This window comes from Massilia cavernae (assembly GCF_003590855.1).
Taxonomy (GTDB): domain Bacteria; phylum Pseudomonadota; class Gammaproteobacteria; order Burkholderiales; family Burkholderiaceae_D; genus Telluria_A; species Telluria_A cavernae.
This window is the reverse complement of record NZ_QYUP01000021.1, coordinates 1-21,277: the sequence shown is the minus strand read 5'-3', so window position 1 is coordinate 21,277 and position 21,277 is coordinate 1. Positions and strand designations below refer to the sequence as shown.

Annotated in this window: 21 protein-coding genes and 1 tRNA gene; 4 read left to right on the top strand and 18 right to left on the bottom strand. The window is 63.4% G+C overall.

The window, feature by feature from the left end; translation table 11 throughout:
- Positions 1-103: 103 nt before the first annotated feature.
- The 10 genes from D3872_RS02625 to D3872_RS02580 all read right to left on the bottom strand — a co-directional run bounded on the left by D3872_RS02625 (position 104) and on the right by D3872_RS02580 (position 10,623).
- The gene (locus tag D3872_RS02625; RefSeq protein ID WP_119809344.1) at positions 104-574 is read right to left on the bottom strand and encodes a MaoC family dehydratase; all 471 of its coding nucleotides are present in this window, start codon (positions 572-574) and stop codon (positions 104-106) included.
- Positions 571-1,716, bottom strand: coding sequence for an acyl-CoA dehydrogenase family protein (locus tag D3872_RS02620; protein ID WP_119809343.1), 1,146 nt, complete (start codon positions 1,714-1,716; stop codon positions 571-573). Before D3872_RS02620 ends, D3872_RS02625 begins: the two co-directional genes overlap by 4 nt.
- Positions 1,717-1,727: 11 nt before the next feature.
- Positions 1,728-2,918: an acyl-CoA dehydrogenase family protein gene (locus D3872_RS02615; RefSeq protein WP_119809342.1), complete on the bottom strand. Its 1,191-nt coding sequence runs from the start codon at positions 2,916-2,918 to the stop codon at positions 1,728-1,730.
- Positions 2,919-3,036: 118 nt separating this feature from the next.
- Positions 3,037-3,261 carry a PEP-CTERM sorting domain-containing protein gene (locus D3872_RS02610; RefSeq protein ID WP_119809362.1) on the bottom strand — a complete coding sequence of 75 codons (225 nt, stop codon included), beginning with the start codon at positions 3,259-3,261 and terminating at the stop codon, positions 3,037-3,039.
- Position 3,262: 1 nt separating this feature from the next.
- Positions 3,263-3,571, bottom strand: a complete 309-nt coding sequence (locus tag D3872_RS25170; protein WP_147373768.1) for a hypothetical protein — start codon at positions 3,569-3,571, stop codon at positions 3,263-3,265.
- Between the two features lie 270 nt (positions 3,572-3,841).
- Positions 3,842-6,118 carry a carboxy terminal-processing peptidase gene (locus tag D3872_RS02600; RefSeq protein WP_119809340.1) on the bottom strand — a complete coding sequence of 759 codons (2,277 nt, stop codon included), beginning with the start codon at positions 6,116-6,118 and terminating at the stop codon, positions 3,842-3,844.
- A gap of 246 nt (positions 6,119-6,364) precedes the next feature.
- On the bottom strand, positions 6,365-6,895 hold the full coding sequence (locus D3872_RS02595; protein WP_119809339.1) for a hypothetical protein: 531 nt from the start codon (positions 6,893-6,895) through the stop codon (positions 6,365-6,367).
- Positions 6,896-6,912: 17 nt separating this feature from the next.
- Positions 6,913-7,464: a thymidine kinase gene (locus tag D3872_RS02590; protein WP_119809338.1), complete on the bottom strand. Its 552-nt coding sequence runs from the start codon at positions 7,462-7,464 to the stop codon at positions 6,913-6,915.
- A gap of 87 nt (positions 7,465-7,551) precedes the next feature.
- Positions 7,552-9,768, bottom strand: coding sequence for a penicillin acylase family protein (locus D3872_RS02585; protein WP_119809337.1), 2,217 nt, complete (start codon positions 9,766-9,768; stop codon positions 7,552-7,554).
- 51 nt (positions 9,769-9,819) lie between these two features.
- Positions 9,820-10,623 carry a hypothetical protein gene (locus tag D3872_RS02580; protein WP_119809336.1) on the bottom strand — a complete coding sequence of 268 codons (804 nt, stop codon included), beginning with the start codon at positions 10,621-10,623 and terminating at the stop codon, positions 9,820-9,822.
- 133 nt (positions 10,624-10,756) lie between these two features.
- Here D3872_RS02580 and D3872_RS02575 point away from each other — a divergent pair.
- The 3 genes from D3872_RS02575 (at position 10,757) to D3872_RS02565 (ending at position 13,242) form a co-directional block, all read left to right on the top strand.
- Positions 10,757-10,843: transfer RNA gene (locus D3872_RS02575), tRNA-Leu, on the top strand.
- Positions 10,844-11,156: 313 nt separating this feature from the next.
- Positions 11,157-12,275, top strand: a complete 1,119-nt coding sequence (locus D3872_RS02570) for an acyltransferase family protein (protein ID WP_119809335.1) — start codon at positions 11,157-11,159, stop codon at positions 12,273-12,275.
- A 163-nt stretch (positions 12,276-12,438) separates the two neighbouring features.
- A complete protein-coding gene (locus D3872_RS02565) occupies positions 12,439-13,242 on the top strand; it encodes a class I SAM-dependent methyltransferase (protein ID WP_119809334.1) in 804 nt (267 codons plus the stop codon).
- A gap of 25 nt (positions 13,243-13,267) precedes the next feature.
- On the opposite strand, the gene D3872_RS02560 is transcribed toward D3872_RS02565, so the two are convergent.
- Positions 13,268-13,915 carry a DUF302 domain-containing protein gene (locus tag D3872_RS02560; protein ID WP_229459125.1) on the bottom strand — a complete coding sequence of 216 codons (648 nt, stop codon included), beginning with the start codon at positions 13,913-13,915 and terminating at the stop codon, positions 13,268-13,270.
- A 133-nt stretch (positions 13,916-14,048) separates the two neighbouring features.
- Between D3872_RS02560 and D3872_RS02555 the strand changes: the two genes are divergently transcribed.
- Positions 14,049-14,891: a TlpA family protein disulfide reductase gene (locus D3872_RS02555; RefSeq protein ID WP_119809332.1), complete on the top strand. Its 843-nt coding sequence runs from the start codon at positions 14,049-14,051 to the stop codon at positions 14,889-14,891.
- Between the two features lie 14 nt (positions 14,892-14,905).
- Here the strand turns inward: D3872_RS02555 and D3872_RS26920 are convergent, their stop codons facing one another.
- From D3872_RS26920 to soxA, 7 genes are all read right to left on the bottom strand, one after another.
- A complete protein-coding gene (locus D3872_RS26920; RefSeq protein ID WP_274381678.1) occupies positions 14,906-16,507 on the bottom strand; it encodes a methyl-accepting chemotaxis protein in 1,602 nt (533 codons plus the stop codon).
- A gap of 267 nt (positions 16,508-16,774) precedes the next feature.
- Positions 16,775-17,284: a GlcG/HbpS family heme-binding protein gene (locus tag D3872_RS02545; RefSeq protein ID WP_229459124.1), complete on the bottom strand. Its 510-nt coding sequence runs from the start codon at positions 17,282-17,284 to the stop codon at positions 16,775-16,777.
- Between the two features lie 13 nt (positions 17,285-17,297).
- Positions 17,298-17,726: a thioredoxin family protein gene (locus D3872_RS02540; protein WP_182915654.1), complete on the bottom strand. Its 429-nt coding sequence runs from the start codon at positions 17,724-17,726 to the stop codon at positions 17,298-17,300.
- Positions 17,727-17,773: 47 nt separating this feature from the next.
- Positions 17,774-18,271 (bottom strand): TlpA family protein disulfide reductase, encoded by a 498-nt coding sequence (locus D3872_RS02535; RefSeq protein WP_119809330.1) that lies wholly within the window; start codon positions 18,269-18,271, stop codon positions 17,774-17,776.
- Between the two features lies 1 nt (position 18,272).
- A complete protein-coding gene (gene soxB / locus D3872_RS02530) occupies positions 18,273-19,985 on the bottom strand; it encodes a thiosulfohydrolase SoxB (RefSeq protein WP_119809329.1) in 1,713 nt (570 codons plus the stop codon).
- A 17-nt stretch (positions 19,986-20,002) separates the two neighbouring features.
- Positions 20,003-20,602, bottom strand: a complete 600-nt coding sequence (gene soxX, locus D3872_RS02525) for a sulfur oxidation c-type cytochrome SoxX (RefSeq protein ID WP_370660940.1) — start codon at positions 20,600-20,602, stop codon at positions 20,003-20,005.
- Positions 20,603-20,630: 28 nt separating this feature from the next.
- Positions 20,631-21,277, bottom strand: a 647-nt coding sequence (soxA, locus tag D3872_RS02520; protein ID WP_119809327.1) for a sulfur oxidation c-type cytochrome SoxA, incomplete at its 5' end; no start/stop codon positions are given.

The window sequence follows — 21,277 nt, the reverse complement described above, 5'->3', positions numbered from 1 at the left end:
CGATGCAATTGCAATGGGCTTTTGTAGGGCGGATAAGGGCGAAGCCCACATCCGCGCATTCGCGCCACGTTGACGCATGCACGCGGAGTCCCTTAGCAGTCGCTTACGAATCGCCAGCGTCCACCGGCCGGCGCCCGTACATGCCCATGCCCTCGATCGTGCACACAAGCTCCCCATTCTGGTTGCGTGCTTCCCAGGTTGACCACACCACGCCACGGTCCGGACGCGAGGCCGATGCCTTCACCTGCGTCGTGACATAGCGCACCGATAACGTGTCGCCCGGGCGCACCGGGAGCATCCAGCGTATCTTGTCGACGCCCGGCGACCCCAGGCTCGTCGAATTGCCAATCACGCTGTCGACGACGATCCGCATGATGGTGCTGCAGGTGTGCCAGCCGCTGGCGACCACGCCGCCGAAGATAGAATCCTTGGCCGCCTCGTGGTCGACGTGGAAGGGCTGCGGGTCGAAGTCCTTCGCGAACGCGATGATTTCCTGCTCGCTCAGGGTGCGCGAGCCAAGCTCCAGCTGCTGGCCGGGGAAGAAGTCCTCGAAACACATGCGCTTGCCGCTCATGCGAACTCCCCTGAAGCGAACGAAGGCTGCGCAATGAAACGGGCCAGGTGGTGGTCGGAGTCGCCCAGCGACAGCTCGATCATCGCAAGGCGCTTGAAGTGGTGGGCGGCCGGCAGTTCGTCGGTAACGCCCATGCCGCCATGCAGTTGCACCGCCTGCTGGCCAACGAATTTGGCGGCCTGGCCGACGCGGTACTTGGCGGCCGAGACCACGCGGCGGCGTTCCTGCGCATCGCCGGAACCCAGTTTGACCGCTGCCAGCAGCGCCATCGAGCGCGCCTGCTCGAGGTGAATGTACATGTCGGCCATGCGGTGCTGCAGCGCCTGGAACTTGCCGATCGGGGCGCCGAACTGGTTGCGGGTCTTGAGGTATTCGAGCGTGGCGTCGAAGATGGCTTCCATCGCGCCCAGCGCTTCCGCGCACAGCAGGCCGGCGCCATAGTCGGCGGCGGCGTCGAGAATATCCCAGCCAGCGCCCTCCGCGCCGATCAATGCCGACGCCGGCACGCGCACTTTGTCGAAAGCGATATCGGCGGCGCGCAGGCCGTCGAGGGTGCGGTAGCCGGTGATGATAACGCCCGGCGTATCGGCCGGGACGACGAACAGCGATACACCTTCGGCGCCACGCTGCGCGCCGCCGCTGCGCGCCGAGACCACCAGGCTTGCCGCCTGCGCGCCATGGATGACGACGCTCTTGCGGCCGTCGATGACAGAACCGTCGCCATCGGCTGCAGCAGTGGTGGCGATGTCGGACAGGTCGTGGCGCGACTGCTTTTCACCCAGCGCGCAGGCCAGTTTCAGTTCGCCGCCGGCCACCTGTTCCAGCAGCGCTTCATGGCCACCGCCCAGCTTGAGGAATTCGGCGCCGAGAACGGTGGCGAAGTAAGGCTCGACCACCAGGCCCCGGCCAAGCTCCTTCATCACGACGAACATGTCGACCGCATTGCCGCTGAAGCCGCCCTGCTCCTCCGGTACCGGCAGCGCCGTCATGCCCAGCTTGGCCAGGGTGGCCCATGCAGCATCGGACACGCCGCTGTCGGAATGGACGATCTTCCTGCGCGCCTCAAAACTGTAGTCCTTCGCGATCCAGCGCTTGAGGGCCTCCGCGAACTGCTGCTGTTCTTCCTTGAAGTTGAAGTCCATCGTAGCTCCCCTTACAGTCCCAGGATCATCTGGGTGATGATATTGCGTTGAATTTCGTTCGAGCCGCCATAGATGGAGGTCTTGCGGAAGTTGAAATAGTGCGCAGCCAGCGGCGCCGCATCGTCGTCGCCGTGCACGCTGTGTTCGGCCTCGCCTTCGAGGTAGGCCGGGTCGAACGGCAGCGCCATCGGGCCGACCGCTTCCACCATCAGCTCCGACAGCGTTTGCTGGATATCGGTTCCGCGCACCTTGAGCACCGAGGCTTCCGGGCCGGGCGCCTTGCTGGCCTGGGCCAGCACGCGCAGCACCGTCATCTCCAGCGCCATCAGTTCGATCTCGAGCGCGGCCACCTTGGCGGCGAACAGCGAGTCGTCGATCAGCAGTTTGCCGTTCTTCTGCTGGTCGCGGGCCAGCTTCTTCAGCAAGGCCAGGTCGCGCTTGGAGCGGCCCACCGCGGCGATGCCGGTGCGCTCGTGGCCGAGCAGGTACTTGGCGTAGGTCCAGCCCTTGTTTTCCTGGCCGATCAGGTTCTGCACCGGCACCCGCACGCTGTCGAAGAAGACTTCATTCACTTCGTGGTCTTCGTCGAGCATGATGATCGGGCGTACCGTCACGCCGGGCGAATGCATGTCGATCAGCAGGAAGGAAATCCCTTCCTGCTTGCGCACCGTGCTGTCGGTGCGCACCAGGCAGAAGATCATGTCGGCGTGCTGGGCCAGCGTGGTCCAGGTTTTCTGGCCGTTGACGACGTAATGCTCGCCGTCGCGCACGGCGGTGGTTTTCAGCGAGGCCAGGTCGGAGCCGGCGCCCGGCTCGGAATAGCCCTGGCACCACCAGTCCTCGCAGGAGAGGATGCGCGGCAGGTAGTGTGCTTTCTGCGCGTCGCTGCCGAAGGCCATGATGACCGGCGCGACCATGTTGACGCCGAACGGCAGGATCGGAGGCGTGCCCGCGCGGGCGCATTCCTCGTCCCAGATATGGCGCTGCACCGCCGTCCAGCCCGGGCCGCCATGCTCGACCGGCCAGCCGGGCGCGACCCAGCCCTGCTTCGCGAGGATCTTGTGCCAGCGGACGTAATCGTCCTTGGCCAGGCGCAGGTGCATGCGCACCTTGTGCTGCAGGTCGGGCGGCAGGTTGGCGTCGAGGAAGGCGCGCGCCTGGTCACGAAACGCCAGATCCTCGCCGGTGTAGTTCAGGTCCATTCATAGTCTCCTTGTGGTTGTCGCAAGAAATAGCACGACCGTTCACAAGAATTGTACATGAAAAAAAAGCCGCCGAGACAATACCCGGCGGCGTTTAAAAAAAGGAATTCCAAGAGGATCAGCGTGGACGGCGGCGGGTAACGAAACCGGCGCCAACCAGGCCGGCCAACAGTAGCGCGACCGAGCCTGGTTCAGGAACGGCGTTTGCTGCGGGTTCGACCGATACCTGTGCTGGCAAACTGCCGCCGGGAATGCCAGGGTCGATGATGGCGGGGCCGCCGGTGCCGTCGCTCGGACCGTCACCTGCGCCGCCGGCGCCGGAACCACCGCCAGTACCACCCACACTACCGCCACTGCCATCGCTGCCGCCGGTGCTGCCGCCACCACCGCTTTGCGCCACCCGTGCCCGAGCCCCCCCCGGCCGGGGCAAGCACGCTTGCGGTGGCGCCATTGCTATTTGGCGAGAACAGGACGGCCGAAGCGCCCAGCGCGGCGCCATTGCCGAGCTTGGTGTGCATGTTCCAAGCCTGGGTAAATGCCTCGAGGTTGCCGTTTGCGACGATTGCATCGATACTGTCGAGGGAGCCGACCACGCTGACCGAACCGGCATTCAGGGTCCAGCCGCCGAGCAGGCTGGAGTTAGTTGCTGGCACCGGACCGGCTGAAGCCGATGCTGTGCAGGCGAACAGGGCCGCGGCGACGAGCGAACGAGTGAGCTTGATACCCGCCTTGTTGTTTATATAACGCCGATATAAAAATTACAACTAGATGTCATCGTAGTGCATGCATAAAATGACAACATTCCTTACAATTCAATCGTGCGCAGGGGTTCAAAAGAATCTTCTTTACTTGTAGGAAAGCACCTACTGGTAAAAAAAATGGCCGCATATCGCTATGCGGCCATCCATGTGCGGATAAAAAACTTACGGTGCGCTTGCCTTGGTGGCAGGCATGTAAGGCATGGCGCGCGATGCCATGCGGGTGTCGGTCTTGAGCATGCCGACCGCATCGGCCAGCACGTTGGCGGCTTCATGCAGCATCACGTCCTTGGCGTCCTTGGCGGCCTTTTCGGCTTCCAGTTCCGCCACCAGGTTGCGTTCGTCGGCCTGCAGGCCGTCATCCTGGCGTGGCGAACCCTTGACCGCAACCGCTTTCACCGGCGCCATCGCTACCGCAACCGCCTTCGCAGGCTTGGTTGGGGCCGGCACCTTGCTGCGCGTTTCCTTGCCGGCCGGCGAAGGAACCGGTTCCTCGACCGTGGGCGAAACCACTGCCGCCAGCCGTGCTTCGCGCGCCTTCGAGCGTGCTTCCTGGGCGTCGCGCTCCTTGCGGCGCGCGGTTTCGTTCAGCGATACCGCGTTTTCCTTGCGCAGCTTGCGTACTTCGGCCAGGTCTTCCTGCAGGTACTTGAAGTCCTTGTCCTTGGCGATGCGTGCCTCGTGGCGCTTCTGCAGCGGTGCAACCAGTTCCTTCAGGTCGCCCAGCGGCACGAACGACGCAGGCTTGATGGCAACCCACGGCAGCGCGTTGTCGAAGCTGGACTCGCCAAAGTTCTCGATGTCGGCAGTGACCGGCAGCTTGATGTCGGGCGTCACGCCGCGCAGCTGGGTGGTGCCGCCGTTGATGCGGAAGAACTGTGCCACCGTCATCTTCAGTTCGCCGTAGCGCGACTTGTTGCCCGGTTCGAAGCGGTCGAGGTCGACCAGCGTCTGGACCGTGCCCTTGCCGAAGCTCGGCTCGCCGATAACGAGGCCGCGGCCGTAATCCTGGATCGCGGCGGCAAAGATTTCCGATGCCGACGCCGAACCGCGGTTGATCAGCACGCCAACCGGACCGGACCATGCGAGGCCGGGATTGGTGTCGCTCTCGACCGAAACAGTGCCTTCGGCGGTGCGCTGCATGACGACCGGGCCCTTGTCGATGAACAGGCCGGTCAGTTCGACCGCCTCGATCAGCGAGCCGCCGCCGTTGTTGCGCAGGTCGATCAGGACATTGTCGACCTTGTCTTTCTTGAGTTCGTCAAGGATGCGGGCCACGTCGCGGGTGGCGCTCTTGAAGTCCTTGTCGCCGCGGCGCCTGGCCTCGAAGTCCTGGTAGAAAGTCGGCAGCGAGATCACACCCACGCGGCGCTTGATGCCGGCTTCCTTGACTTCAATGATGGTTTTCTTCGCTGCCTGCTCTTCCATGCTGATCTTCTTGCGCACCAGCGTGACGGCGACGTGCTTGCCGTCAGGGCCGGCGTCGGCCGGCAGTACGTCGAGGCGCACGGACGAGCCCTTGGCGCCACGCACCAGCTGGACCACGTCGTCGATGCGCCAGCCGAGCACATCTGTGTAGGCGGCGGTGGTGCCCTGGGCCACGCCGACGATGCGGTCGCCGACCTTCAGCTTGCCCGACAGCGCAGCCGGGCTGCCCGGCACGATCTCGCGGATGATGGTGTATTCGTCACGCGTCTGCAACACTGCGCCGATGCCTTCCAGCGACAGGCGCATCGCGATATCGAAGTTTTCTGCCGAGCGCGGGCCGAGGTAATTGGTGTGCGGCTCGATCGAGGTTGCGTAGGCGTTCATGAACATCTGGAACACGTCCTCGTTGTTCAGCTTGCGCACGCGGACCTGGTAGTTGTCGTAGCGCTTGTCCAGGGTCTCGCGGATCGCCTTTTCGTCCTTGCCGGCCAGCTTCAGGCGCAGCCAGTCGTTCTTGACGCGCTTGCGCCACAGGTCGCGCATCTCTTCCTCGCTCTTCGGCCAGGCGGCCTTTTCGCGGTCGAGCTGCATGGTTTCGTCGACAGTGAAGTCCATCTTGGCCTTCAGCAGTTCGCGCGCATAGCCGATGCGTTCGGCGAAGCGTTGCTGGTAGACGCCGTAGATCGCGAAGGGGATGGTCAGGTTTTCATTGTTGATCGCATCGTCGAGCTTGTCGCGCACGGGGGCGAACTTGTCGAGGTCGGCTTGCACGAAGAACAGTTTTTCACCGTCCAGCGATTCAAAGTACTTGTCGAAGATCTTCTCGGACATGGCGTCGTCGAGGGGCGTCGCCTTGTAATGGTAGCGGCCCATGACGCGCGAAGCCCACAGCGCGGCCTGGGTTTGCGCCGCAACTGGCTTGAGTTGGGTAGCGGCAACGCGCTCCGGCTGGGTGGTTGCCGCCTGGGTCGACATGGCGAAGGCCATCGCGACCATCAACAATTGCTTCTTCATTCGTTGTGTCTCCGAGCGTGAATCCAGTAGTACTTGCGGACGGATCGGCAGATTGCAAGTTCGCCGAGCCAATCTAAATTTGCCTTGGTCAATTCTAACAGGATGTGCGAATCGCAGAGGCAGGAAAGCGACTATTTAGCACCCTAGCTTAGGGCTTAACGCTTGCGCACAATCCGATTCTTACAAATCGAAACAGTCCCATCTGTTCAACCTCGCAAGGTTGCAGGGAATCAAGTGGCGATTGATCTACTTTAATGTGAGCAGGTATGCCAGGGCGGCAATGATGATGAGGTAAGGCCATGAACGCGCGGCGATGCGCCAGTCGCCGGAAGATGGCCAGAACGACAGGAATTGCGGCGCCAGTGCGAACGCGATGGCGAGGTCGACCGGCTGGAATGACCACCCTGGCGTGGTTCGCCAGGCCGCCACCGCGAACGGCAGCAGGATCACCAGCATCGGCGCCAGCGCGGCCGGGGCCGCGTTGTACCAGCGCACGCGGGTCAGCATGACCGAGCCGAGCTCCCAGTGGGCGCCGACGCGGCGCGGGATCACGGTGAACGATGCAGGCCGGGCGCCCGTCACCAGGCCGACGGCGAAGTGGGCCAGTTCATGGCAGATGGTGCCGAGCACCGTGAACAGGAAAAAGAAGGGATGGCTGCGCGCCAGGATGCGGATCACCAGGGCCAGCGCGGCCGAGGGCAGCAGGTAGAGCAGCAGGTCGCCGTGCCCGCACAGGAATTCAGGCGCGATGGCGCGGCATGTGCCGGACAAGGTCATCCGCCGCGCCCCGGGGATCAGCTGGAGTAGAAACAGCGGCCGCAGGCCTGGCGGTAGCGTTCATTGCCGCCGATGGCGACCTGCTCGCCCTCGCGGATACGCTGGCCGTCGTCGTCGACGCGGACGTTCATGGTCGCCTTCTTGCCGCAGGTGCAGATGTTCTTGATTTCCTCGATGTCGTCGGCAAGTGCGAGCAGGTAGGCCGATCCAGGGAACGGATCGCCGCGGAAGTCGCTGCGCAGGCCGTAGCAGATGACGGGCACACCCTTGACCTGGGCCAGCTGGTGCAGCTGCTGGACTTGCACCGTGCTGAGGAACTGGGCCTCGTCGACCAGCACGCAGGCGACTTGCGGCTTCTCCGCCAGGAAATCGGTTTCGGGGCCGAAGGTGTCGACGTGGCGCTGCGGGCCGAGGCGCGAGGTGACTTGACCAACGCCGTAGCGGATGTCGATGAGCGCGGTATAGAGCTTGACCTTCTGGCCCTGCTCTTCGTAGTTGTGTGCCACTTGCAGCAGCGCCGTCGATTTACCGGCGTTCATCGCCGAATACCTGAAATAGAGTTTTGCCACTGCGTTTTGCCTTGCGCTTGCCCGAGGTGAAGGGCGGGATTATACCAAGCTGGATGGGGCTAAAGACGACGTTTGGGCAGCGACGTTTCACTGTCCCGGGTGGTACTTGCGCTCCAGGTTCTTCTCGATGTCCTCTTTATAGAACAGCACATCCTTGAACTCACCCTTGCTGTACATCTCGGCCTGGTCGCTGAAGTGCTTCGACTTTGGATCGGCGCTCTGCCCGCCCGCCAGGATGCTCTTGGCTCTGATGCGCTGGCCGAATTCAACCGCCGCAACGAAGCTGTTGCCCCGGTCGCCGTATATCCGCTTTGTCTTCTGCGGCGCCACCATGCCGAACGACGCCAGCGAGCCCCACACCGCCGACGGAAAGGCCACCGGATAGCTGGGCTTCGAATCGTCATACTGCTGGCTGACGTCGCCGCTGATGCGCTGGAAGCGGTTGATCTCGCCCCATGGCGTCTGCCAGCTGCCGAAGTCCGCCTCCAGCTTCGCCGACGCGCGCGCCAGCGCTTCCAGCCGTTCCTGCGGCGTGCCGTTGGCCGTGATGTAGTCAAGTACCGGCGTCCCTTGCGCGCGCGCCGCCGGTCCATTTTGTTTGACAAGGTCCTGCGCCCAGTAGATCGCCAGCGAGGTCGGCACCGAATCGACCGAGTAGCGCAGGTCCCAGCGGCGCAGCACCTCGACTTGCGCGGCCAGCTGCGCCTTCAGCGGATTTGCCGCATCCAGTTCGTCGTAAGCCTTCACGAGTTGCGGGAGCAGCGGTTCGAAGCCGGTGAGGTAGTTGTCGTAGGCCGCCGAGATCAGGCTGTCGAGGGTGAAGTCCTTCTTCTTGTCCAGCACCCGCAGCGCATGCAGGCCGCGCGCGTTCTCGGGCAGCGCCCACATGTACTTGGGGTAGTCCTTTTCGCGCGGGCTGGCGTCGCCGGCGGAGCGGAACGGCCAGTTGTTGGTGTTCTGGATCCAGCCGTTGGACGGGTTGAACAGCGTGATGGTCTCATTGATCGCGTGCAGCCCCTTCCACTCGGTGGCGCGCGTGCTGCCGTCGACTGGCTTGGTCCAGTTGAAACGCGGGTCGCGCCTGGGCACGAAATTACCGTGGAAGTAGGCGATGTTGCCGTCGGCGTCCGCGTAAACAGTATTGTTCGACGAGTTGGTGCGCAGCTCCATCGTCTTGTAGAAGTCCTTGTAGCTGCGGGCCTTGGTGCGCGAGTACGACTGGGTCAGCGCCTTGAGCGGCTCTTCCATCATCTTCACCGACACCCACTTGCCGTCCTTCTCGCGCACCACGGGACCGTGGTGGGTGAACCAGGCGGTGACGGTCTTGCTGTCCATGCCCGTCGCGGTCTTGTAAGGCAGCGTGACGGCGACCTCCTTCACCGGCATGTCCATGCCGTTGTACTTGTAGAAGTACTTGCCGTCCTTTTCAACGACCGTTTCGAGGTACTCGTCGATCACGTCGCCGCCGCCGGAGGTGTGCATCCACCCTGCCCTGTCATTGAAGCCCTGGTAGATGAAGAACTGGCCCCAGGTGACGGCGCCGTAGGCGTTGAGACCTTCTTCGCTGACCATGTGCACTTCCGGCCGGAAATAGAACGAGGTATGCGGGTTAATCAGCAGCAGGGCCTTGCCGGACGCGCTCAGCTTCGGCGCGATCGCAAAGCCGTTGGAGCCCTTCGGCTCCTCGTCGAAGCCCTTCCCCGCCAGCTGCGCCAGCTTCGGGCGCTTGCCGTAGAACGCCTCCAGTTCCTTCAGGTCGATTTCCTCGATGTCGCCGCCGATGCTGCCCTCGCTGAAGGACAGCGCCATCCACGGCTCGAAACGGGTGATCAGCTTCGGCTTCACCTCGGGGTGGGTATGCAGGTACCAGTTCAGGCCATCGGCAAAACCCACCATCAGCTTCTTCAGCCACGCCGGGCTGGCCGCGTACTTCGCCTTCATGTCGGCCGGCGTGATGTACATCTTCATGCGCAGGTCGCGCCAGATTTCCGCTTCGCCTTCGACTTCGGCCAGGCGGCCCATCGCGTTGATGTAATTGAGCTCGACCCGGTTGAAGTCGTCCTCGGCCTGGGCGTACATCAGGCCGAACACCGCGTCGGCGTCGGTCTTGCCGAACACGTGAGGGATGCCCCACTTGTCGCGCATGATGGTGACTCGCTGCGCCAGCCTGGCCAGCCGCGCCGTCTCGGCCGCGCTGTACGCGCGTTGGGCCATCGATGCATCATATGGCGCTGCGTGGACTGGCAAGGCGGCGCCGGCGGCGCACGCGAACAAGGCTGTTACGAGGAAGCGGCTGATAGACATCGATGGTCTCCGGTTTTTCTGGTTCTGGTGTTGGCCTGGCCCTGCTGGTTGCTAGCCTTGCGAGCCCAGCTGCTCGCGCAGCGCGCGGTTCTCGGCACTCAATTCGTCGACGCGCGCGCGCAGCACGGCGACCTGGGCGCGCAGCTGCTCCTCGGTGCCGGCCGGCTCGCCTGCATCGTCGGCACTGTCTTCCTTCGGCTCCTTGCGCGGGCGGCTGGCCATCTTCTGTTCGCGCACCTGGCGCGCCGCCTGCTGCAGCTCCTTGCGGCCACCGGCGACGGCGGCGATCTGCACCGCTTCGGGCAACTGCGCCACATTGGCGGCGGCGTTGATGGAGATGGTGCCGGTGCGGACCGCTTCGACCAGTTCCGGCGTCGCGGCCTTCTGGATCCGTTCGATCTGGCTGATGGTGTTGCTCGACACGCGGGCCGCCTTGGCGATGTCCTCGCGCGTGTTCCATGGCGGCGGCTCGGGCGCCTTGGGGGCGTCGTCGCCCGCTTCGGCCTGCGGTTCAACGGCGCGCTGCATCATGCGGGTCGATACGATGTTCTTCTTGCGCAGGGCGAGCACGCCGCGCTGGTAGTCGGACACACTGCGGCGCGCCAGGTGGTTATCGATCATCCACAGCATGACGTCTTCGAGCGAGGCGAAGGTGGTGTTCTGGACTGTCTTGAATTCGATGCCGTGGCGCTGGCAGATCTCGTAGCGGTTATGGCCGTCGATGAGGGTGTCGTTCCACAGCACCAGCGCGTCGCGGCAGCCTTCAGCCAGCAGGCTGCGCTCCAGGGCGGCGTATTCGATGGGTGCGAGCGGGTCGACAAAGGAACGCAGTTCCTCGTTGATCGTAATCTTCAATGCTTATCCTTCGTGGTTCAGGCGCGCGAACCCGCACGCGCGCCGCCACGCATCGTACACCATCTTGCGGCAAGGCTAAAGCGCCGAAAATGCCCCATTGAAAATTGTCGGATGTGCTAGAATCTTGCCCGCTGCCCGGATGGTGAAACTGGTAGACACCCGAGACTTAAAATCTCGTGCTCGCAAGGGCGTGCCGGTTCGATCCCGGCTCCGGGCACCATTGAAGAAATCCCACTGTTCGCGCCATTTTCAGGCTGGGCGATTTCTTCCGCAAAAGCAAATCTGTTCCGCAAAATTCCAATAGCAGGCTGCTGGCGAATCGCTCGATTCGCGCACACTCGGCAAGTTATCGTCCAGCCTTCCCCGTCCCGCCACGCACGCCGCGTAACCACTTCCCCCCAAGGCCTGACTTCGTTAATTTCGCCTTATTCCGAAATTATAGCTTCCGTGATAGTTTGTTATCGATTAAAATTTACAATAAGCAATTTACAAGAAAGGTATGTAAACTTACCAGAAATAACATTGGGGACGCGATGGACGCTCAACCTGGCCGTAAGTTGGAGGCCATTCATGTGTTGCGCGGACTCGCAGCGCTATTCGTCGTGCTTTATCACTTTCAGTATCTCCTGGCGGAGGACTGGCCGCTTGTCACGCAACTGCTCGGACATGGCGAAATCGGCGTCGACATCTTCTTCTACATCTCCGGTTTCGTGATCTATTCGTCGACGGAAAGCCTGCGCTCTCGCTCGGCGAGAAGCTTCCTGATCCGCCGCTTCTTCCGCGTCATTATTCCCGCGTGGGTGGCGATGGCAATCCTGGCCACGATCAAGCCGCCCTACCTTTACGATCTACTCCTCAGCGTCCTGTTCATACCCCTGCAGAATGGCTTTCCGCCTGAGTACGGGCACAACTTTCTCATCGTGGCGTGGACCTTGACTTTCGAGCTGGTGTTCTACGGCGCTTTCGCCACATCGCTCTACATCCTTGGCGGTCGATATCGAGGGGCCATATCCGCCGCCATCATCGTGGCAATGGTCATCGTCATCCAGGCGCTGACGGGCGCATACACCCTCAACGCCGATCTGGCCGGACTGCTTCCGGGGCATGCCTGGTTCCCTGTGCAGATATTTAGCCTGCTTGGCAATCCAATTATTCTCGAGTTCCTTGTGGGGATGGCGCTGGCGTGGTGCTACCGGCGCGGATACTTCGGCCGCTTGTCCCAGCTACACTGGACATGCTCGCTGGTCGGCGTGGCCACAGTAGCCGGCACTTGCGCTTTCCAGTACAGCCCAGGCAACGGATTAACGAATAGCGGCATGCTTGCCCTTCTTATCGTAATCGTGGCGCTCGCTATTCAGACGGTGATCGACCGGCACGGCATGTGGGGACGAGGCATCGTTCATTTCATCCTGCTTGGCGAAATATCGTACAGCCTCTATCTGATCCACCCGTTAGTACGCGCGGCATTCAAGGCAGTCGAACCGGCGAGCGGTATCCCAGGCTTCCTGATCTTGTTGGCGTTCACGCTGGTGGCGTCGCTTGCGTTCCACCGGCTCATCGAAATTCCAGCGCAACGCATAGGCCGGACGATTAGTGAGAAGAAGCCTGTTGCTACAACATCCACTCCTTCGCCGACGCGCGTGCCGAACTAAACGGCGATATTCCACCCACCCGCCGCCTGCCGGATGAGGCTTGCGTACCACACCCACCGCTTAGTACGTTTGGGAATTTTTCTTGACGAAATTGAATCATCGTAGCAGACTAAAAAGTCGGCGCGTCATTACAAACAAGCGGAAAACCTAAGGGGATAAGACGATGAAAGTTGATGAGAAGGAGCTCGGGGTATTACTCGACCATGCGGATAAATCGCCCCATCTCCAGTGGAACCGGAAACGGATCATCAGCTGCATCAATTTTCTGCACGCGAACCTCCCGCTGACGGGCAGGCGCACGCTGGATCTCGGACACGATGTCAGTATCGGCGCCCTGATGGCCCACCTCGGCTGCCAACTGCGCGGCAATGTGGCCCCGGTTGAACTCAATGGACCAGAGAAAGCAAGGGATAGCGCGAGCTTCACATCGCCGACCGGCGAGCAGAGCAATTGGGCGCTCGATGCATTCGACTTCGAGGGCAAATTCCCCTACGCCGACGCGACCTTCGAGCTCATCACCACGATGGAAGTGATCGAGCACGTCGCGTCCAGCCCGCGCGCCTTCATCAAGGAAATCAAGCGCGTGCTGGTGCCTGGCGGCCACCTGTTCATCGCCACGCCGAACGCCGCTTCGTGGGCGAAAATCATGCGCCAGTTCGCCCACGCCCCGACGTATGATTCCAAACCGTATTCGGAGACCTTCGGCCCGCGGCACGTCATGTGCCACGTCTACGAGTACACGCCCTGGGAACTGAAAGATTTGCTCATGAGCGAGGGTTTCGAGATCACGGCCTTCCAGACCTGGGACGCGTACGACTGCGATCCGCGCGGTATTCGACAGGCCGCCCTGAAATTCCTCATCACCGCCGCAATGGTGCTGACCGGGCATGTGCGTCTTGCCGCCCTGTTGCATCGTAACCGGGGCCACCAAATGGGACTGATTGCGCGCCTGAAGCCGGCCGCTTAACCGGCTTGGGAGACGATGGCGCTGTCTAAAATTCGCCGGCGGCTCCGCGGTCAAGCATTTTCAGCAGGGTTGCCCGTATCCGGTGCACGGTAGCGCTGACGTCCGGCGGCAGTTTCCTGCCCATCTTGATCAGCATGTCCATATTCATCGTGTAAATCCACAATCCGTCGTCTTGCTCGACGACGGAGATGCGGCACGGAAGAAAGGCGGCCATGTTAGGGCTAAAGTCGACCATCTTGCGCGCAGCGCCAGGATCGCAGTACGAGTACACCTTGAGGAACTTCTCGCGCTTTCCGGACCGCAGTTCAAGTTCGGTGGAAATGGGCATGTTGCCGACGGCGCGGATATTGTCTTCGGCGGCGACGCTGGCAAACGCCTCCTCGATTTCCGCGATCGTCACCCCAGGTTTGACCTTGCGTGACCATGTGGTCGCAACCGCGATATCGCCTTCCGAATCGACCCAGGCGGACATCATCCTGCGAGCCTCGGCACCGGCCCCAGGCTGCGTGTTGGCGAGGGTCCTGACAGTCGAACAGCCGCACGCGAGCACACTCGCCGACAGTATCGCAGCCGCTACACCAACCCGTCCCAATCTTTGCATTGCTTCGCCCCAGTCATCGATCCGAAACCGGCCCGCGGCCGAACCGGGAGGATAGAGGCTGCGCGCATTCAAAGCAAGCTCCGCGTTTCGTGCACGAGCTGCGCCCGGCGCCACGGCGATGACGGCCAGCTAGAATGATGCCGGCGCTAAGCGCACTTTAAGCTGCATGGTCCATCATGCAGTCCTTCCCTGCCAACCCGACACCATGGACACTTTCAATCTCGGACCGCTCAGCATACAGGCCAGCCACCTGCTGATGCTCCTTAGCCTGCTGACCGCCGCCGGCGCCGGCCAGGTCGCAGGCTTGCGCAGCAAAGTCAGCATCGCGCCCCTGTTGACCGACATGGTGCTGGTCGGCCTGGTGACGGGCCGGGTGGCCTTTGTCGTGGCCTGGTTCGAACAATACCGCAATGCGCCGCTGACGATCCTCGACATTCGCGACGGCGGCTTCCACGCCTGGGCGGTAATCGGCTCGGCGCTCGCCTACGGCGCCTGGCGCGCAATGCGGCACGAAAACCTGCGCAATCCGCTCGCCGCCGGCGTGCTGGCCGGCGCCCTGGCGTGGTTCATGTCGGGCGGCCCCGCGTCGATGCAAGTGCAGTCCGATAAGTCCATCCCCGCAGTGACGCTCACGACGCTTGACGGCGCCGCAGTTGCCCTGCCCGGGCTCGCCCGGGGACGCCCTGCCGTGATCAACCTGTGGGCGACGTGGTGCCCGCCATGCATCCGCGAAATGCCGGTCCTGGCCGCCGCGCAGCAGCGCGACATGGGGATCGCTTTCGTGTTCGCCAACCAGGGTGAATCAGCCGAAGCGGTGGCGGGATTCCTGCGCGCCCGGGAATTAAAACTGGATAACGTTTTGCTCGATCCCCAATCGGCCACGGCGCGGGCGGTCGGTTCGTCCGGCATGCCCACCACGCTGTTCTTCGATGCCGGCGGCCAGCTTGTCGACGCCCACCTCGGCGCCGTGTCCGATGCCTCGCTGGCGGAAAAGCTGGCCAAGATCCGCAATACCAGGCCCGCGCTCACCCGCGACAACAGAGATTGAGCCGTTGTGGCCAGTCAGCCCGCCAACGCCAGGCGGGAGGCAGGCTTGCCGACGCGTCCCTTCGCGGCCACAGGCACGGCGCTGGCTGATACCAGCTTGAACTGGTCGACTGCAGCGGCCAGGCGTTCGGCCTGTTCCTGCATGCTCTGGGCGGCGGCGGCGGCTTCCTCGACCAGCGCAGCGTTCTGCTGCGTCACTTCGTCCATCTGGGTGATCGCAAGGTTGATCTGGTCGATGCCCGAGCTTTGCTCCTGGCTTGCGGCGGCGATCTCATCGAGGATGCTGGTGACGGCCTGCACCGAGGTGACGACCTGTTGCATCGTGGCGCCGGCTTCGTCCACCAGCAGGCTGCCGGCGTCGACGCGGTTGACCGAGTCGCCGATCAGCTCCTTGATTTCCTTGGCCGCTGCGGCCGAGCGTTGGGCCAGGGTGCGCACCTCGCTCGCCACCACCGCAAAGCCACGGCCCTGCTCGCCGGCGCGGGCAGCTTCAACGGCCGCATTCAGGGCCAGGATATTGGTCTGGAACGCGATACCGTCGATCACGCTGATGATCTCGACGATCTTGCGCGAACCATCCTTGATCGACGCCATCGTCTCGACCACGCGGCCAACCACAGCGCCGCCCTGGATCGCGATGTCGGATGCGCTCTTGCCGAACTGCTTGGCCTGGCGTGCGTTGTCGGCATTCTGGTGGACAGTACTCGTCATCTCTTCCATCGAGCTGGCCGTTTCTTCGAGGCTGGCGGCCTGGGCTTCGGTACGCGCCGACAGGTCGGCGTTGCCCACCGAGATTTCACGTGCGCCGACATTCACGCTCTGCGCTGCCTGCTGGACGTCGATCAGGGTCTTGCTCAGGCGCTGGCGCATGACATCCATCGAGAACAGCAGGCTGTCCGCGTCATTGCGATGCAGTTCAACCGGCACCGAGAAGTCGCCTTCGGCAATGCCCTGGGCGATGCGCGCCGCGTAGTCAGGCTCGCCACCCAGCTGCTTCATCACGTTGGAGATCAGCCATCCCATCAGCGCGATACCGGAAACCACGGCCAGCACCGCAAGGGTCAGGCTGATCGTGACCATCTTCTTGGTAAACGATGCCATCTCGGAGCGCGTTACCGCCACCGCTTCCGTCTTCGCCTTGGCGAATTTCGTCAGGCGTTCGCGCATCTGGCGCCAAACAGGCGTTTCGTCCCTGGCGATCATGGCGATTGCGGCGGCCTGGTCGCTTGCGGCCAGCGCGACGATCTGGGCCTGGATAGGCTGCTGGCGGGCGCGGATCTCGATAATTTCCTTGAACACGGCCAGTTCGGCCGGGCTGTCGGCGAGCAGCTCGGTCGCGCGCACTTGCTGGCGGCCGAATTCGGCAGCAGCATCGTCCAGGTTCTTGTAGGCGGTCTTGTTGGCCGGGTCCATCACAACGTTACGCAGCGCCTGGCCCATCTGGAGACCCTGGGCGTACATCGTGGTGGCAGTCTGGAGCTCGGCCTGGTCCTGGTCGATGAAGTGTTCGAACTTGTCCCTGGCGCTGAACGTCGCTACCAGCGCCGCCGATAGCGCGAGCAGGAACAGGCCGAAACACAATGCCGCGGTAAGGGACAATTTGGTTTTAAGTTTCACTGCGAAATTACTCCGAGAAGGTTGCCGACGGGAAATATCAATTATCGCTCCTCAGGCATATTCTCGCCATGGCTCATGTGGACTATTTTTCGACTGTGGCAATAGTTCCACACAGAAACCCGACCTGCATCGTGGAGACATCAGGGACCGCGCGATGCATGTCTCAGGCGCGCGGCGTTCAAGAGATCGCTGGGCCAACTAACCAAGGATGGCGGCCCTGAATGCCGGCCACCGACGTGGCGCGGCAGGGACACGCAGGAAGGAAGTTTACAGGTTGAGATCGTCGATGACGGCGTCGATCGCGGCGCGCGCACAGAGGTCGTCGTTGTCGCCCGACGGCGCGCCGGAGACGCCGACCGCACCATACGGCGCACCGGCCGCTTCGACCAGCATGCCGCCGCCGACTGCCAGCGCGCGCGGAATGTGGCGGATGCCGCTAGATGCGCTCGCGGCGGCAGTGGCCTTGGCCAGCGCCGTGGTGTCCATCTTGAAGCTGACCGCGGTCCATGCCTTGTCGATCGCGGCCTCGACGGTATGCATGCCGGCAAAGCGGTCGCGCAGCACGACCTGGACCTGGCCGGTACGGTCGACCACGGCGATGGTCGCCTGGAAGCCGGCCTTGCGGCAGGCGGCCTGCCCTGCCAGCGCAGCCTTGAGCGCGGTTTCCGGCGTCATTAGCCGGATCGCGTAGCCGGCGTCGGCAGCGTCGGCGGCAGCGGCGATGGTTGGCTGGAGCGCGCAGCAGGCGGCCAGCATGGCGGTGAGGGCGAATTTCATTTTGTTGTCCTTGTTATTTGACTGCGTTGGCGAGCCGCCCACTGGCCTCGGCGAGCCGCGCGTCGAGGTAGGCGCCATACATGCCCGCAGTGTCGCCGCCGACCAGCGGCGGCGCAAGCGCCTTGCCGACGCCGTCGACGAACAGCACGGTCGGTCCGAAGCGCACGCCGAAGCGCTGCGCCAGTGCGCGGTGGGTGGCCGCCTTGCCATCCAGCCCGGCCACCTTGCGCTGGCTGTCGATGACGATTTCACGCACGACGTAGCGCCGCCCGCCCTCGCCCCGCACCAGCGGCGCCAGATAGCTGTGGCGCACGGTATGGCAGTAGGCGCAATCGGGCAGCGTGAAGAACAGCACCAGCGGGGCCGCACTGCGCGCCGACTCTGTGGCGTAGCTGCGCAGGTCAGTGGCAAAGGGTACGGCGGGCGCTGCGGCGGCTGCCACGGCTGATGCCGCGAGCAGCATACCGAGCAATGCGCGCGCGCCCCCGGTCACCGCTGGCCCTGCGCGTAGCGCGCGATGTCGTCGAAGTCCTCGTCCAGCATTTCGCCCACCTCGGACCTGACCAGTTTGCCGGCGCGGTCGAAGACGTACAGCGAAGGAATGCCTTTCGGCTTGCCGAGGACAGCCTCGAAGCGGGCATAGTCGGTCGTAACCGGGTGGGACAGGTGGTACTTATGCGTCCAGCTGCGCGCCCCGGCTTGCGCGTCATTGCGGTCGACGCTGACCGCAACCACGTTGAGCACGGCGCGGTTATCGCGGTACAGCTTCTGCAGCTTGGGCGCTTCGTTCATGCAGAACGGGCAGGTCGCCGAGAAGTAGGCAACCACGGTGACCTTGCCGTGCAGGCTGGCGGCAGCCACGGCGGCGCCGTCCAGCGTGCGGAACGCGGGCAGTTGCGGCGCTGGCGCAGCCAGCGCTGCCGCGGCAGGCAGCGACAGCGCCGCTGCCAGCACTGCCCGGCGAATGGCGTTGGACGGCTGGCCCATGTCAGGCGGCCAGGCCCGGGTTGCCCTTCACGCCGATCAGGCGCGGCGCATTGAGCTTGCGCGCCTTGACCGTCTTGTTCGAGCGCAGCCAGCCGCCGACCACGTCCCACACCGGCTCGCCCTGCGCGCCTTCGGCTACCGGCGCCCACCCGGCCACCTTGTAGACCTTGGCCGCGTCGATCGGCTTGCCACCCAGGCGCATGTCCTGGATGCGCGATCCCATCTTCGCCTTCGGGTCGATCGCGTAGGTCATGCCGCCGACGCGCACCATGTCCCCTCCCTGCTGGTAGTACGGGTCCGGGTTGAACAGGTTGTCGGCCACGTCTTCCATGATGGTCTTGATCATCTCGCCGGTCAGGTTCGACACCGTGGTGTGCGAATACGTCGTCGCGGTCTGGTCCATCAGGTGTTCCATCGTGATCGCGCTGTTCGGCAGCAGCGACGTACCCCAGCGGAAGCCAGGCGAGAACGCGATTTCGGCCTGCTTGACATCCATCAGCGCGTCGACGATCAGCTGGTCGAAGGTGCCGTTGAAATTGCCGCGGCGGTAGAGCGTGCCTTCGGTCATGGCCAGCTTCTCGCCGAGTTTCGCTTCGTACGGCGCGCGGATGCGGGTGATCAGCGCATCCATGTCCTTGTCGGCCGGCAGCAGGTTGGAGAACACCGGAAGCAGGCGGTACTGGTAGCCCTGCACCTTGCCGCCGCGTACGTCGAAGTCGAGCACGCCGAGGAACTTGCTGTTGCTGCCTGCATTCGTGACCAGCGTCTTGCCGCCGGCATTGCTGACGACGACCGGCGCCGGCATGCCGTCGTGGGTGTGGCCGCCCATGATGGCGTCGATGCCGCGCACGCGCGAAGCCATCTTCAGGTCCACGTCCATGCCGTTGTGCGACAGCACGACGACGACCTTGGCGCCCTTGGCGCGCGCCTCGTCGACCGTCTTCTGCATGTTTTCTTCCTGGATGCCAAAGCTCCAGTCCGGCACCATGTGGCGCGGGTTGGCGATCGGCGTGTACGGGAAGGCCTGGCCGATGATGGCGACCTGCACGCCGTTCATTTCCTTCATGCTGAACGGGCTGAACACCTGGTCGCCGAAATCGTTGGTCTTGATGTTCTGGGCGACGAAATCGACCTTGCCCTTGAAGTCCTTGTCGACGATTTCCTGCACCCGCTTGTCGCCCAGGGTCATTTCCCAGTGCGCCGTCATGACGTCCACGCCCAGCGCCAGGCAGGCGTCGACCATGTCCTGGCCGTTGGTCCACAGCGCAGTCGCCGAGCCTTGCCAGGTGTCGCCGCCGTCGAGCAGCAGCGCGCCGGGGCGCGACGCGCGCATGCGCTTGACCAGGGTCGACAGGTGCGCGAAGCCGCCCACCTTGCCGTAGGTCTGTGCGGCCTTTTCAAAGTTCAGCGAGGTAAAGGCGTAGGCCTCGCGGGTATTGGGCCGCGCGCCGATCGCGCGCAGCAGGTGTTCGCCCACCAGGTGCGGCATGCGGCCGTAAGCGTCGCCAAGTCCGAGGTTGACGCTCGGCTCGCGGAAGTACACCGGGCGCAGCTGCGCGTGGCAGTCGGTGAAGTGCAGGAAGTGCACATTGCCGAAGCGCGGCAGCGAATACAGCGTGTCGGCCGACTGGCCGGCCAGCGCCGCCTTCGAGTTGATCGCCATGCCTCCGGCAGCGGCAATGCCCAGCACCTGCATGAAATCGCGACGGTTCATACTCATGTGTGTCCTTGCTAGTCGTTATTGACGGGGGATGCCGGGTCGAGCAGCAAGGCGACGACGTCCTTGAGCTGCTGTTCATCCAGGATGCCCTTGTGGCCGAAGCGCGGCATGTTCGAGCATGCGGTAAACGCCTGCGGGTTGTACACCTTGGCCCAGGTGTACTTCATGATCTCTTCGCTCTGCCCGCGCAGCTTGCCGTACTGGTACAGCGAAGGGCCGATGTTGCCGAACGAGATCTCGGCCTTGGTCATCTGGTGGCAGGCGTAGCAGTTGCCGCCGTTCGGAACGCCAGGCTTGTCGGAGGACTGCATGCCGCGGCCGTTCTGGGCGATTTTCTCGCCTTCCTGCCAGCGGCCGAGGTACTGGCCGTCGGCAGGGTATTTGACCTGCTTGAGCTGGTCGGCCTCGAGTTTCGCCGCGATCTTCTTCGGGCGCTCCATCGGATAGGCGCTGCAGGTGCGCTGCGCCTCGTCCTGGGTCAGGGCGCCTTCGACCGTCGCCATTCCCTTGGAGCGGAAGTCGGCCTTCATCAGGGCCTGGGCCTGCTTGTCGTAGTCTGCCGCCAGCGCCGGGAACACGAAGCCTCCGAGCACGGCCGCTGCGGCCATCATGCCTGCGATTTTTTTCATGGTGTTCTCCTCAGCGCTTCAATGCGGGTGCGTTATAGGTGCCGCCGTTGGCGTTCTTGGCCAGGAACATCGTCACCGCGGTGATCAGGTCCGATCCGTACACCGGCTCAGGGAAGCGTTGCTGGCGGAAGCAGTCGTTGATGCGGTGCTGCATGGTGCGCACTTCGCCCTGCGACACGCGGTAAGCCGGCCACGTGGTGTAGGCGGCCTGGGCGTTTTCCTTGTTCAGGATGTTCGGCAGTTCCTGCAGGCGGATGCGCTGGCCGTTGGTCGAGTGGCAGGTGGCGCAGGCGAAGTCGTGCGCGCCGCCACGGTAGAAGAACACCTTCTTGCCGATTTCATACGCCGCCTTTTCCTGCGGATGACGGGTCGAGACGGCCATCTTCATGTCCTTCGACTGGGCGGTGATGTAGGAGACAAGCGCTTCGATATCGGACGGATTGCCGGCCGAGCCGAACGGGCGGGTGACCGCCTGTTCCGGCGTCAGGCCCTGCAGGTTGACACGGCAATGCACCAGCCGCTGCTCCAGGTCCATGACCTTCTTGACGTCCTTGAAGTAACGCGGCAGCTCGACGTAGGCGCCCTTGAGCACGCCCGGGCCCTTGCCCAGGTCACATTGCTCGAGCGACGCGGCGCGCGGGCCGTCCTTCTTGGTCC

Excerpts from the sequence above, each read along its gene's own strand:
- D3872_RS02595 (WP_119809339.1), bottom strand. The coding sequence starts at position 6,895 with ATGACCTTGTCCGGCACATGCCGCGCCATCGCGCCTGAATTCCTGTGC.
- D3872_RS02535 (WP_119809330.1), bottom strand. The coding sequence starts at position 18,271 with ATGGGCCAGCCGTCCAACGCCATTCGCCGGGCAGTGCTGGCAGCGGCG.
- D3872_RS02565 (WP_119809334.1), top strand. The coding sequence starts at position 12,439 with ATGAAAGTTGATGAGAAGGAGCTCGGGGTATTACTCGACCATGCGGAT.
- D3872_RS02555 (WP_119809332.1), top strand. The coding sequence starts at position 14,049 with ATGGACACTTTCAATCTCGGACCGCTCAGCATACAGGCCAGCCACCTG.
- D3872_RS02600 (WP_119809340.1), bottom strand. The coding sequence starts at position 6,118 with ATGAAGAAGCAATTGTTGATGGTCGCGATGGCCTTCGCCATGTCGACC.
- D3872_RS02625 (WP_119809344.1), bottom strand. The coding sequence starts at position 574 with ATGAGCGGCAAGCGCATGTGTTTCGAGGACTTCTTCCCCGGCCAGCAG.
- D3872_RS02615 (WP_119809342.1), bottom strand. The coding sequence starts at position 2,918 with ATGGACCTGAACTACACCGGCGAGGATCTGGCGTTTCGTGACCAGGCG.
- D3872_RS02620 (WP_119809343.1), bottom strand. The coding sequence starts at position 1,716 with ATGGACTTCAACTTCAAGGAAGAACAGCAGCAGTTCGCGGAGGCCCTC.
- D3872_RS02545 (WP_229459124.1), bottom strand. The coding sequence starts at position 17,284 with ATGAAATTCGCCCTCACCGCCATGCTGGCCGCCTGCTGCGCGCTCCAG.
- soxB (WP_119809329.1), bottom strand. The coding sequence starts at position 19,985 with ATGAACCGTCGCGATTTCATGCAGGTGCTGGGCATTGCCGCTGCCGGA.
- soxX (WP_370660940.1), bottom strand. The coding sequence starts at position 20,602 with ATGATGGCCGCAGCGGCCGTGCTCGGAGGCTTCGTGTTCCCGGCGCTG.
- D3872_RS02570 (WP_119809335.1), top strand. The coding sequence starts at position 11,157 with ATGGACGCTCAACCTGGCCGTAAGTTGGAGGCCATTCATGTGTTGCGC.
- D3872_RS02585 (WP_119809337.1), bottom strand. The coding sequence starts at position 9,768 with ATGTCTATCAGCCGCTTCCTCGTAACAGCCTTGTTCGCGTGCGCCGCC.